The 11,990-nt window shown below is 70.6% G+C and carries 12 protein-coding genes; 6 read left to right on the forward strand and 6 right to left on the reverse strand.

Features of this window, described 5'->3' with window-relative positions:
• Positions 1-134 precede the first annotated feature (134 nt).
• The 4 genes from AB4Z02_RS18280 (at position 135) to AB4Z02_RS18295 (ending at position 3,675) form a co-directional block, all read left to right on the forward strand.
• Positions 135-965 carry an OB-fold nucleic acid binding domain-containing protein gene (locus AB4Z02_RS18280; RefSeq protein ID WP_441972755.1) on the forward strand — a complete coding sequence of 277 codons (831 nt, stop codon included), beginning with the start codon at positions 135-137 and terminating at the stop codon, positions 963-965.
• A gap of 64 nt (positions 966-1,029) precedes the next feature.
• Positions 1,030-1,815: a methyltransferase domain-containing protein gene (locus AB4Z02_RS18285; RefSeq protein WP_056883971.1), complete on the forward strand. Its 786-nt coding sequence runs from the start codon at positions 1,030-1,032 to the stop codon at positions 1,813-1,815.
• Positions 1,812-3,077: a DNA polymerase IV gene (gene dinB / locus AB4Z02_RS18290; RefSeq protein WP_441972757.1), complete on the forward strand. Its 1,266-nt coding sequence runs from the start codon at positions 1,812-1,814 to the stop codon at positions 3,075-3,077. The genes AB4Z02_RS18285 and dinB overlap by 4 nt, the downstream gene beginning before the upstream one ends.
• Before the next feature lie 169 nt (positions 3,078-3,246).
• Positions 3,247-3,675: a DUF3040 domain-containing protein gene (locus AB4Z02_RS18295; protein ID WP_056883973.1), complete on the forward strand. Its 429-nt coding sequence runs from the start codon at positions 3,247-3,249 to the stop codon at positions 3,673-3,675.
• 59 nt (positions 3,676-3,734) lie between these two features.
• Here AB4Z02_RS18295 and AB4Z02_RS18300 read toward each other — a convergent pair whose 3' ends face one another.
• Both AB4Z02_RS18300 and AB4Z02_RS18305 read right to left on the reverse strand, forming a co-directional pair.
• Entirely contained in the window at positions 3,735-4,217 is a 483-nt protein-coding gene (locus tag AB4Z02_RS18300; protein ID WP_441972760.1) for a DUF456 domain-containing protein, read from the reverse strand.
• Between the two features lie 21 nt (positions 4,218-4,238).
• Positions 4,239-4,460 carry a DUF7455 domain-containing protein gene (locus AB4Z02_RS18305; protein ID WP_056883975.1) on the reverse strand — a complete coding sequence of 74 codons (222 nt, stop codon included), beginning with the start codon at positions 4,458-4,460 and terminating at the stop codon, positions 4,239-4,241.
• A gap of 321 nt (positions 4,461-4,781) precedes the next feature.
• Between AB4Z02_RS18305 and AB4Z02_RS18310 the strand changes: the two genes are divergently transcribed.
• Together AB4Z02_RS18310 and AB4Z02_RS18315 are read left to right on the forward strand one after the other, a co-directional pair.
• Positions 4,782-6,929: a DNA gyrase/topoisomerase IV subunit B gene (locus AB4Z02_RS18310; RefSeq protein WP_441972762.1), complete on the forward strand. Its 2,148-nt coding sequence runs from the start codon at positions 4,782-4,784 to the stop codon at positions 6,927-6,929.
• A gap of 98 nt (positions 6,930-7,027) precedes the next feature.
• Positions 7,028-8,467 (forward strand): APC family permease, encoded by a 1,440-nt coding sequence (locus tag AB4Z02_RS18315; RefSeq protein WP_056884188.1) that lies wholly within the window; start codon positions 7,028-7,030, stop codon positions 8,465-8,467.
• Positions 8,468-8,525: 58 nt separating this feature from the next.
• Here the strand turns inward: AB4Z02_RS18315 and AB4Z02_RS18320 are convergent, their stop codons facing one another.
• Genes AB4Z02_RS18320 through AB4Z02_RS18335 form a run of 4 tightly spaced genes read right to left on the reverse strand, consistent with a single transcriptional unit; the run spans position 8,526 to position 11,910 of the window.
• A complete protein-coding gene (locus AB4Z02_RS18320; RefSeq protein WP_441972765.1) occupies positions 8,526-9,626 on the reverse strand; it encodes a LacI family DNA-binding transcriptional regulator in 1,101 nt (366 codons plus the stop codon).
• 34 nt (positions 9,627-9,660) lie between these two features.
• Positions 9,661-9,885 carry a hypothetical protein gene (locus AB4Z02_RS18325; protein WP_056883977.1) on the reverse strand — a complete coding sequence of 75 codons (225 nt, stop codon included), beginning with the start codon at positions 9,883-9,885 and terminating at the stop codon, positions 9,661-9,663.
• 23 nt (positions 9,886-9,908) lie between these two features.
• Positions 9,909-10,826: a carbohydrate ABC transporter permease gene (locus AB4Z02_RS18330; RefSeq protein ID WP_441972767.1), complete on the reverse strand. Its 918-nt coding sequence runs from the start codon at positions 10,824-10,826 to the stop codon at positions 9,909-9,911.
• A gap of 1 nt (position 10,827) precedes the next feature.
• Complete coding sequence (locus AB4Z02_RS18335) at positions 10,828-11,910, reverse strand: carbohydrate ABC transporter permease (RefSeq protein WP_441972769.1); 1,083 nt, start codon at positions 11,908-11,910, stop codon at positions 10,828-10,830.
• Positions 11,911-11,990: the final 80 nt, after the last annotated feature.

Consider the following 11,990-nt stretch of genomic DNA (forward strand, 5'->3'; position numbering starts at 1 on the left):
GGGCCGCACCCCGCCGCGGACGGGCCGGCGCCCGGGCCGGCGCCCGTGTCGGCGCGGGAACCGGCTCGTGGACCGGCTCAGGGGTCCCTGTTGGCGGGCGGGCGCCCAGTGATGGGGTCGCTGACGGTTCGGGCGTGCGAGCCCTGGCTGCACGGCAGTCACAGGCGGCGCTGCCGGTGCAGGACGCGGCCGCCCAGCCGACCCAGCTCACCCTCGACCTCGGTGACCGGCCCGAGCTTACCACCGGCACCGGCCTGCCCGAGCTGAGCGGGCCCGAACGGGTCCGTGCCGAGCTCGACATCCTGGGCCTCGACGCGAGTGCCCACGTCGTGGAGTTCTACGCCCCGATGCTCGACGCGCTGGGGGTCACCCGCAGCCGCGACCTGTTGGGTTCACGCAGCCGCTCCACGGTCTGGGTGGCCGGCGTCAAGGTCGCGACCCAGACCCCACCCATCCGGTCGGGGCGCCGGGTCGTCTTCCTGACCCTCGACGACGCCACCGGCCCGGTCGACGCCACCTTCTTCGAGGACGTCCAGGGTCCCTACGCCGCCACGGTGTTCCACTCCTGGATGATGCTCGTGCGGGGTGTGGTCCGGCGGACCGGACCGCGGGGGATCTCGCTGCGGGCCACCGGCGCGTGGGAGCTCACCCCGTTGTGGGAGGCGTGGACGAGCGGCGGCCTCGAAGCCGTCCACGCCGCGATGGACGCCAGCGAGCAGGCAGCCACCGAGCTCGCCGAGCTGGCCGAGGAGGCGCAGCGCTCCAGCGGGCCGGCCGGGCGCAGGGTCCTGGTGCACGCCTCGGGCTTCCGCCAGTCGCCCTACGCGGACATCAAGCCGCCGGGGGAGGACGTCCGGGGCTCCCGGGCCCTGGCGCAGGGGGCGCAGGTGCCCGACGACGGGGTCGGCCGGCTCGAGCCGCCACGCAAGCTGTGGCACTCCAGTCCCGGCAGCTCGGGCCATTAGGGTGGCAGCACCCACGACGAGTGGCACCGGCACGACAGACCAGCAGACGACGGAGGTGGACCCCGTGGCCGACGAGCAGTGGCGTACCCGGCGCGGCGGGGTGGAGACCGCCCTGCGCACCTCTGCGGTGTGGACCGCCGTCCGTGACCTCCTCGAGGCCAAGCGGGCGAACCACCCGGCCGACGGCGACCGGCCGTTGCGTGTCCTCGACCTCGGTGGCGGCACCGGCGGCCTGGCCGTCCCGCTGGCCGAGCTCGGGCACGAGGTCGTCGTCGTCGACCCGAGCCCCGACGCCCTGGCGTCGCTGTCCCGGCGCAGCACCGAGCGCGGGGTCGCCGCACGGGTCACCGCCGTCCAGGGCGACGCCGACTCCCTGGCCTCGATCGTCGGCGACCAGCTCGTCGACCTGGTGTGCTGCCACGGCACGCTCGAGGTGGTCGACGACCCGCAGGCCACGCTGACCGCCCTGGCCGGGGTCGTCGCCCCCGGCGGCCACCTCAGCATCGTCGCCGCCCAGCGCCTGGCCGTCGTGTTCGCGCGAGCCCTCGCCGGCCAGTTCGCGCAGGCCCACCAGGCCCTGGTCAGCGAGGACGGCCGGTGGGGCCCGGCCGACCCGCTGCCGCGACGGTTCGACGCGAGCACGCTGCGGGCGATGGTCGAGCAGACGGGCCTGGTCGTCGAGGACGTGCACGGCGTGCGCCTGTTCAGCGACCTCGTGCCCTCGGCCCTCATCGACTCCGACGCCGACCGTGCCGCGCTGCTCGAGCTCGAGGCCGCCGCGAGCCGGCACCCCGAGTTCGGGTTCCTCGGCGAGCTCGGCGCAGCGGTCCACGTCCTCGCCCACACGTGAGCCGCCGCCAGTTCACCCTGCCGACGCGCAGTGCGGACCGGCCGCCTGACGACACCGGCTGCACCGTCCTGCACGTCGACATGGACGCCTTCTACGCCTCCGCCTCCCTCCTCAGCCGGCCCGAGCTGGTCGGCACCCCGGTGATCATCGGCGGCGGTGGCAACCGCGGGGTCGTGCTGTCGGCGACCTACGAGGCGCGCCGGTTCGGGGTCGCGTCCGCCATGCCGATGTCACGGGCCCGGCGGCTGTGCCCCCAAGCGACCGTCATCGCCCCCGACCACCACCTCTACAGCCAGATCTCGGCCGCGGTGATGGCGACGTTCGACACCATCACCCCGCTGGTCGAGCCGCTGTCGCTCGACGAGGCCTTCCTCGACGTCGCTGGCTCGGTGCGCCGGCTCGGCAACCCGGCGCGGATCGGTCAGCTCATCCGCGACACCATCCACGACGAGCAGGGCATCACGTGCTCGGTGGGGGTCGCGCCGACCAAGTTCGTCGCCAAGCTCGCCTCCGGCCTGGCCAAGCCCGACGGCCTGGTGGTGGTGCCGCGCGACGAGGTCGTCACCTTCGTCCAGCAGCTGCCCGTGGGCGCCCTGTGGGGGGTGGGGGACAAGACGGAGGAGACCCTCCTGCGGCTCGGGCTGCACACGGTGGCCGACATCGCCCACACGCCCCTGGACACCCTGCGCCGGGCGCTGGGCGACAGCGCCGGCCCGCACCTGCACGACCTGGCCTGGGGGCGCGACCCCCGCGGTGTCGAACCCGTCCGGCGCGAGCGCAGCATCGGCTCGGACGAGACGTTCGAGTTCGACGTCGACGACCCGGTGCAGATCCACCGCCACCTGCTCAAGCTCAGCGACCGCACCGCGGCCAGGGTCCGTGCGGCAGGGATGATGGGGCGCACCGTCACCATCAGGGTCCGGTTCTCCGACTTCACGACGATCACGCGCAGCCGTACCCTGCGCGACCCCACCGACGTGAGCCGCGAGATCTACGAGACCGCTCGCAGCCTGTACGACGCCTTGGGCCTCCAGCGCGCCCGCATCCGCCTCGTCGGGGTGCGGATGGAGGGCCTGGTGGAGGGCGCCGGCGCGCCCATCCAGGGCCTGCTCGACGAGCCCGAGCAGGGCTGGCGCGAGGCCGACCGCGCCGTCGACCGCGCCAGCGCCCGGTTCGGGGCCGGGAGCGTCCGCCCGGCCAGCCTGATCAGCGACGCCGAGCGCCGACGGCACGCCTCCGGCCGGGGTGACACGCACCACTGACGAAGCATCGGACCGGCCTGCCCGAACGGATGGTGCAACCCCGGGCTGCGACATATCCTGAAGACGTCAGCGCAAAGCCACTGACCGGCAACGACGCATCTCACCGGCGCAACGAATCGGCGGCTTGGCGCGTTGGAGGTCTTGCACGCCGATTGCCCAGGAGGTCACCGTGCCGCTCTCAGAGCACGAACAGCAGCTGCTTGAGCAGATGGAGCAGGCGCTGTATGCCGAGGACCCGAAGTTCGCCTCGCAGATGCAGGGGGCCGGTGCTCGCGCCGCAGCCCGCCGCCGCGTGGCGATCGGGGTGGTCGGGGTCGTGGCAGGCCTGGCCCTCGTGCTCGTGGGCGTCAACACGACCATGTGGATCGGGGCGGTGGGCTTCGCCGTGATGGTGGCGGCCGTCGCCTTCGCCCTCACCCCTCCACGACGTGGCAAGACCGTCCTGGGCGCCGTCCAGCCGGACGGCACCGTGCGCCGCTCCGTGCCGCGCGGCAAGACCGGCCAAGGTGCTCGGGGTGCCAAGGGTGCCCGCGCCCACGGCTCCTTCATGCACCGCATGGAGGAGCGCTGGGACCGCCGCCGCGACGGCGGCTACTGACCTCCACCCGACAGCGAAGAACCCGACAGCGGAGAACCGGCGGCCGAGCCCGCTTGGGCTCAGGTCGTGACCAGGACGCCCAGCACCCAGGTGGTCGCGATGGCGAGCCCGGCCAGCAGCTCGATACCGATCGACAGGAAGACCGCCTTGAGGGCGGCTCGCGTCGAGGTCCACGCCGAGCCACGGTCGCGGGAGTGGCCGAGCTCCACGAGGTAGATGCCCCCCACGAACCCGACCACGGCCCCGACGACCGGGATGACGAAGAAGCCCACGATCGCGAGCAGGACGGCGAGGAACAGCGTGGACCGGCGTACACCGGCCTCACGCAGGCGTCGACCGGGCACTGCATACTGCAGCGCCATCCCGACCACGTAGAGCACCGCGGACAGGGCGAACACCGCCCAGCCGGCGGCGGACCCGGTGTCGAACGCCCAGATCAGCACGGCCGCGAGGACCAGGAGCAACCCGGGCAGGACGGGTACGACGATCCCCACCAACCCGATCACGATCAGGAGGGCGGGGACCCACAAGGTGGCCTCCACGACGAGGGCGGAGCGGCCGGCCTACCGTTCCTCGTCGGCGGCGGACGCCGGGTTCTCGTGGAGCCGCTCGCTCTCGTCCTGGATGTCGGCGTGCTCGCGCAGCTTCGGCAGGTGCTCGCGTCCGTGGTGGGCGCAGAACAGCAGTTCCCCACCAGCGTGAAGGCGAGCGCGCACGTAGGCCTGGGCGCCGCAGCGGTCGCAGCGGTCTGCCGCGGTCAGAGAGGGTGCCAGTGCAGTGGTCACGTCAGCCTTCCTTCATTCGTGTCTCGGTGAGACATCCTCCGCCGGTCGGTGGCCGCCCCAGGGGTGGGACCTCTTCCGTCCGGCGCCGGTTGCAACAGTCAAGCACGCCGGGTTCTTCCCTGCCCGTATTGGGCCACCATGTGGGTCACGTCATGTCGCATCGGGTGATTCGTCGCTCGGGTGTCCGGTGGATGGGTGCGGGGGTGTCCGGTGGATGGGTCGCCCGCCTGCGGTGTGCCTGCGCCGGGCCCGTGGGGCCCCGGGTTACCCTGCGGGGACCGGTCAGCGACCTGGCCGCCAGAGCACCGAGAAGGGAACCCCGTGGCTGCAGCCACCACCGCGAAGAAGGCCGCGACGACGAAGTCCACGTCGGACTACAGCGCACACCACCTCCAGGTCCTCGAGGGGCTCGAGGCGGTCCGCAAGCGCCCGGGCATGTACATCGGCTCGACCGACGGCCGCGGCCTCATGCACTGCCTCTGGGAGATCATCGACAACGCGGTGGACGAGTCCCTCGGCGGGCACTGCGACCGCATCGAGGTGATCCTCTACCGCGACGGGTCGGTCGAGGTGCGCGACAACGGCCGCGGCATCCCCGTCGACATCGAGCCGCGCACCGGCCTGACCGGGGTCGAGGTCGTCTTCACCAAGCTGCACGCCGGCGGCAAGTTCGGCGGCGGTTCCTACACCGCCTCCGGTGGCCTGCACGGCGTCGGCGCCTCCGTCGTCAACGCCCTCTCCGCACGCCTCGACGTCGAGGTCGACCGCGCTGGCAAGACGTATGCCATGAGCTTCCGCCGGGGCGAGCCCGGCTACTTCCCGGACGTGGCCACCGCCGACAAGGCACCCGACCACGCGTTCACGCCGTACGAGCGCTCCAGCGAGCTCGCCGTGGTCGGCAAGGCCAAGCGGGGGGTCACCGGCACCCGCGTGCGCTACTGGGCCGACGAGCAGATCTTCCTCAAGGACGCCGCCTTCGACTACGCGGGCCTGGTCTCGCGCGCCCGGCAGACCTCCTTCCTGGTCCCCGGCCTCACCATCGTCATCCGGGACGAGCGACGCGTGCCCGGCACGCCCGGCGAGGAGGGTCCGCACGAGGAGACCTTCGTCCACGACGGCGGCATCTCGGAGTTCGCCGAGTTCCTCGCCCCCGACGCCGCGGTCACCGAGGTGTGGCGCCTGCAGGGCACCGGGACGTTCACCGAGACGGTTCCCGTCCTCGACGCCAAGGGGCACATGACCCCGACCGAGGTCGAGCGCGAGTGCGGTGTCGACATCGCGGTGCGGTGGGGGACCGGCTACGACGCGAAGGTCAGCTCCTTCGTCAACATCATCGCGACGCCCAAGGGCGGCACCCACATCGCTGGTTTCGAGCAGGCGCTGCTGAAGGTCTTCCGCAAGCAGCTCGAGGTCAACAGCCGCCGACTCAAGGTCGGCAGCGACAAGCCGGAGAAGGACGACGTGCTGGCGGGCCTGACCGCGGTCGTGACCGTCCGCCTCGCCGAGCCGCAGTTCGAGGGCCAGACCAAGGAGGTGCTCGGCACCAACGCGGTCCGCGCCATCGTCACGAAGGTCGTGGAGAAGGAGCTGACCGAGCGCCTCACCTCCACCAAGCGCGGCGAGAAGGCCCAGGCGGCGCTGCTGCTCGAGAAGGTCGTCTCGGAGATGAAGTCGCGCATCAGCGCGCGGCTGCACAAGGAGACCCAGCGCCGCAAGAACGCCCTCGAGACCTCCAGCCTTCCGGCCAAGCTGGCCGACTGCCGCTCGACCGATGTCGAGAAGTCCGAGCTGTTCATCGTCGAGGGTGACAGCGCCCTGGGCACCGCCAAGCTGGCACGCTCCAGCGACTACCAGGCCCTGCTGCCGATCCGCGGCAAGATCCTCAACGTCCAGAAGGCGTCGGTCTCCGACATGCTCAAGAACGCCGAGTGCGCCGCGATCATCCAGGTCATCGGCGCCGGCTCGGGCCGCTCGTTCGACCTCGACGCCTCGCGCTACGGCAAGGTCATCATCATGACCGACGCCGACGTCGACGGCGCCCACATCCGCACCCTGCTGCTGACCCTGTTCTTCCGCTACATGCGCCCGCTCGTCGAGGCCGGCCGGGTCTATGCCGCCGTGCCCCCGCTGCACCGCATCGAGGTCGTCAACAACGGGTCCAAGAAGAACGACCTCATCTACACCTACTCCGAGAAGGAGATGCGCACCACGGTCGCTTCCCTCGGCAAACGCGGCAAGAACATCAAGCAGCCGCTGCAGCGCTACAAGGGCTTGGGCGAGATGGACGCCGACCAGCTCGCGGAGACGACCATGGACCCGCGGCACCGTACGCTGCGCCGCGTCACCCTCGCGGACGCCGAGATGGCCGAGCGCGTGTTCGACCTGCTCATGGGCAACGACGTGGGGCCGCGCAAGGACTTCATCGTGGAGTCCGCCGCCGAGCTCGACCGCGACCGCATCGACGCCTGAGGTCGCGCGGCTGTCGTTGCCGCTGTTGGGGATCTGCGCCACTGTGGGCGGATGCAGGGGCCGTGAAGGGCGGCCTCGGCGACCGAGAGGTGCTGCCCATGACCACGACCACCCACCCCGACACAGGGGAAGAACAGACCGAGCTCAAGCGGGTGATGGGGCCCAAGCTCCTCCTGCTGTTCATCGTCGGCGACATCCTCGGCACGGGGGTCTACGCCCTCACCGGTGAGGTGGCCGCCGAGGTGGGCGGGGCCGCCTGGGCGCCGTTCATCGTCGCCTTCGGCATCGCGATGATCACCGCGTTCTCCTACCTCGAGCTGGTCACGAAGTACCCGCAGGCCGCCGGTGCGGCGCTCTACACGCACAAGGCGTTCGGGGTGCACTTCCTGACGTTCATCGTGGCGTTCACGGTCATGTGCTCCGGCATCACCAGCGCCTCGACGGCCTCGCGGGCGTTCGCGTCTAACCTCGCGGTGGGCTTCGGCCTCGACAAGGGCAACAGCGGGCTCATCCTGTTCATCGCGCTGGGGTTCATGGCGCTCATCGCCGCGGTCAACTTCCGCGGGGTCGGCGAGAGCGTCCGCGCCAACATCGTGCTCACGCTCGTCGAGCTGTCCGGTCTGCTGCTCGTGATCCTGTGCGGGTTCTACGCCCTCACCGCAGGCAGGACCGACTTCAGCCGGACCATGGTCTTCGACAGCCCCAGCGACAAGAACGCGTTCCTCGCCGTCACCGCCGCCACGTCGCTGGCCTTCTTCGCCATGGTCGGGTTCGAGGACTCGGTCAACATGGCCGAGGAGACCAAGGACCCGGTCCGCAACTTCCCGAAGATGATGATCACCGGCATCAGCATCACCGGGGTCATCTACGTGCTGGTGGCGCTCTTCTCGGTAGCAGTCGTCCCGGTGGGCGAGCTCGCCGGCTCGGACACCCCGCTGGTCACCGTGGTCGAGCGCGCCGCCCCCGGGGTGCCGATCGACACGCTGCTGCCGTTCATCTCGATGTTCGCCGTCGCCAACTCGGCGCTGATCAACATGCTCATGGCCAGCCGGCTGCTCTACGGCATGGCGCGCCAGGAGGTGCTGCCGCCGTTCCTGGGCAAGGTGCACTCCGTCCGCCGGACGCCGTGGGTCTCGATCCTGTTCACGACGGCGATCGCGTTCGGCCTCATCACCCTGGTCACCCTCAACGCCGACGGCGAGGTGATCGGCGCGCTCGGTGGCACCACGGCCCTGCTCCTGCTCGGGGTCTTTGCCATCGTCAACATCTGTGTGCTGGTGCTGCGCAAGGACACCATCGACCGCAAGCACTTCGTGGCCCCGACGGTGCTGCCCGTGCTGGGCGCCGTGCTGTGCGCCTACTTCGTGACGCCGCTGACCGGTCGCAAGCCGATCCAGTACGAGATCGCCGGCTGGCTGCTGGCCCTCGGTGTGGTGCTCTGGGCGCTCACGTGGTTCGCCAACCGCGCCCTGCGCGCCAAGCGCACCTACATCCGCGACCCCGAGGAGCTGGGGGAGCGCGAGGGCACCGTCAACTGAGCGACTCGGACGACTCGCGGACGACCGGCGGTCCCGCAGCCGCGGAACCGCCGGTGGTTCAGACGGTGAGCGTCTCGCTGACCCCTCGGCCCCGGGTGCGGGTCTTGACCCCCTTGGCCGGGGCGGGTCCGGGCGTGGCCGGCGCCTTGGCGGCGGCCGGGGGAGCGGTCGAGCCGCGGACGACCAGCTCGACCCCGAGGACCTCGTCGTGGGACGGGCTGACCTCGTGGCCGTGCAGGGTGGCCAGCATGATGGCTCCGGCGTGCCGCCCCTGCGCCTCGACGTCCTGGCGCACGGTCGTGAGGTCGAGGATGCGCGAGTGCACGTGGTCGTCGATGCCGATGACCGACACGTCGCGGGGGACGTCGAGGCCGCGGTGCCGCGCGGCGCTCATCACCCCGAACGCCATCTCGTCCGAGGCCGCCACCACGCAGGTGGGGCGGTCGCCGCCGCCGAACAGCCGGTTGGCGTGCTCCGCGGCGCCGTCGGCGGTCCAGTCGCACCGCAGCGTCCACTCGGGACGGACCTCGAGGCCGTGCGAGGCCATGACGTCCATGAAGGCCTGGCGGCGGTCGAACGGGGTCTGCAGGTGCGACACCGACGTGGGCACCGTGCCGGCATACCCGATCCGCGTGTGGCCCAGCCCGATGGCGTACTCGGTGGCCATGGCCATCGCCGCCTGGTCGTCGATGCGCACCGAGGGCCAGCCGGGCTGACGGTTGCCGACCGTCACCACCGGCATGCCGAGCCGGTCGAGCAGGTCGCGCTCGTCGGGCTCGGGTGGCACGTTGAGGATGATGACGCCGTCCGCCCGCTTCCACAGCATGTTCTGCGTGATGGGCAGCCGGGTGTCGAACGTGTGGCCCTCGAGGTCGCAGAGCAGGACGTGGTAGCCCTCCTCGCGCAGCGCCTTCTCGATGCCGGTGATCACCGTGGCGAAGAACCAGCGGCTGAAGTACGGGGTGATGACACCGATGCCGCGGGTGCGGCCTGAGACCAGTGACGTCGCGGCGGGGGAGGCGACGTAGTGCAGGTCCGCGGCGGCAGCCATCACCCGCTCGCGGGTGTGGGGGCTGACCCGGTCCACGCCCCGCAGGGCGCGCGAGACCGTGGCCACGGACACACCCGCAGCCTTGGCAACGTCGCCGATGGTCGTCATGACACCTGTCCTGGTGGTGGGGTGCTGCCGTCAGTCAGACCCCGGTGTTCTTGCGGGCCCTCCACACGAGGTACAGCAGGCCGAGGAGGACCGCGAGGAGCGCGGCGGAGAATCCCGCCGGCTCCCCGCGAACCTCGAGGACGACCGTCTGCACCACGGCCATGAAGGCGAAGAACCCGAGGATGCCGAGCACCATGTCGAGGCGCTGTGCTCGCGCCCGGGCGCCGCCGGTGCCGCTCCCGGGGTTGAACAGTCCCATGGTGCCGAGGGGCCGGCCGGGGCCTAGCCCTTCACCCCGCCGGCCGTCAGGCCGGACACGATGGCCCGCTGGAACACGAGCACCATGATGATGAGCGGCACGGTGACGATCGTCCCGGCTGCCATGACCGCGGTGTAGGGCTCCTGGTGGGGCTGCGCGCCGGTGAACCCTGCGATCGCCACGGTGACCGTCTGGGTCTTCGCGGTCGAGAACTGCTGGGCGAGCAGGTACTCGTTCCAGCTGGCGATGAAGGCCAGGATCGCGGTGGTGAACAGGCCGGGGGCGGCGAGCGGCAGCATGATCTTGCGGAACGCCTGACCCGGCGTGCACCCGTCGATCCGGGCCGACTCCTCGAGCTCCCACGGCATCTCGGCCAGGAAGGCGGTGAGCGTGTAGATCGTCAGGGGCAGCGCGAACGAGATGTTCGGGATGATCAGCGCCTGGTAGTTGGCGCCGGACAGCCAGCCGAGGTTGGAGAACATCTGGAACAGGGGCGAGACGAGCGCGACGCCGGGGAACATCGACGCGCCCAGGATGACGCCGAGCACGGCGTACTTGCCGGGGAACTGGAGCCGGGCCAGCGCGTAGGACGCGAAGACACCGACCAGCATGGCCACGACGGTGGTGACGATGCCGATGATGACCGAGTGCCCGAGGGCTGCGCCGAAGTGGTTGCCTCGGGCGGTGGAGAACGCCGTCTTGAAGTTGTCCAGCGTTACATGGCTCGGCCACGGTGAGTTGTCGAAGGTGTAACCGACGTCACGGAACGCGGTGACGACCATCCAGTAGAACGGCGCCAGGCCCCAGATGACCAGGACCGCCAGGCCGATGTACATCCGGATCTTGGCGTTGCGGTTGCTCCGGAAGTGGATCTCCTGCGCCTCGGTGCGACCGCCTTCCGGCGGAGCGGTGGTCGAGGTGGTGGTTGCCGCAGTCGTCATCTCAGGCTCCCGTCGAGGTCGCGTTGGCGGCGACAGGGTTGCCCGTCTGGGCGTCCTTGTCCTTGGGGGTGGGCTTGTCGACCTGGTCCTTCGCCTGCTTCGAGGGCGGGCGCTGGATCACGTCGGCCCCGCCGAACTTGATGAACAGGAAGGCAGTGAGGGCGATGAGGAGGAAGACGATGGTGGACAGCGCCGAGGCACTGTGGAAGCCCTCGTTCTTCTGCTTGATGACGAGCATCGACAGCGACGTGGTGCCGCCGGCGCCCTGGGTGAGGATGGCGGGGAGGTCGTAGATGCGCAGCACGTCGAGCGTCCGGAAGAGCACAGCCACCATCAGCGGCACCTTGACCAGCGGGAGCGTGATCCGCATGAACGTCTGCCACTTGGTGGCGCCGTCGATCTGGGCCGCTTCGTAGACGTCGCCGGGGATCAGCTGGAGCCCGGCGAGGATGAGCAGGGCCATGAAGGGCGTGGTCTTCCAGACATCGGCGATGATGATCGCGAACTTGGCCGCCCACGGGTCACTGGTCCACAGCTGGGGGGAGATGCCGACGAAGCCGATGAGCTGGTTGATGATGCCGTCGTAGGCGAACATGAAGAAGAAGAGCTTGGCGGTCACGGCGGTGGGGATGGCCCACGGGACGAGGATCGCGGCGCGGACCAGGCCACGGCCCTTGAAGTCGCGGTTCATGATCATCGCGAACCACATGCCGAGCAGGACCTCGATGACGACGCTGACGACGGTGAAGAACAGCGTCACCCAGAACGCGTCGTAGAACTGGGCGCCGATGGCGCCGGGGGGACAGTCCACCTCGCCACACTTCTGGAGTAGCCAGTGGGTGTAGTTGGAGATCCCTGCGCTACCGCCCTCGACGAACAGCCCCGTGGCGGGGTCGAGCCCGGCGTCCTTCTGGAAGGACAGCTGAATCGCCTTGAGCAGCGGGTAGATGATGATCACCGACAGGAAGATGATCGTGGGGGCCACCAGCAGGTAGCCCGTGCGTGCCTGACCCGCGTTGAGGCCCTTGTTCTTCGCCGGTCTCTTCTGAGTCGGACCGGCCGTCGACTGCGCCACACTGCTCATGCCTGCTCCTTGCCCGGAGTGCTGTGGAAAGCGAGTTGGGGTGGAAGGCGGTGTGGGGGGTGACCCCGACGGGGTCACCC

The sequence above is a fragment of the Pedococcus sp. 2YAF34 genome (assembly GCF_052114585.1).
GTDB lineage: Bacteria > Actinomycetota > Actinomycetes > Actinomycetales > Dermatophilaceae > Pedococcus.

Bases quoted from the DNA above. Each gene is read 5' to 3' on its own strand.
- AB4Z02_RS18330 (WP_441972767.1), bottom strand. From the start codon at position 10,826: ATGACGACTGCGGCAACCACCACCTCGACCACCGCTCCGCCGGAAGGC.
- AB4Z02_RS18320 (WP_441972765.1), bottom strand. From the start codon at position 9,626: ATGACGACCATCGGCGACGTTGCCAAGGCTGCGGGTGTGTCCGTGGCC.
- AB4Z02_RS18315 (WP_056884188.1), top strand. From the start codon at position 7,028: ATGACCACGACCACCCACCCCGACACAGGGGAAGAACAGACCGAGCTC.
- AB4Z02_RS18335 (WP_441972769.1), bottom strand. From the start codon at position 11,910: ATGAGCAGTGTGGCGCAGTCGACGGCCGGTCCGACTCAGAAGAGACCG.
- AB4Z02_RS18325 (WP_056883977.1), bottom strand. From the start codon at position 9,885: ATGGGACTGTTCAACCCCGGGAGCGGCACCGGCGGCGCCCGGGCGCGA.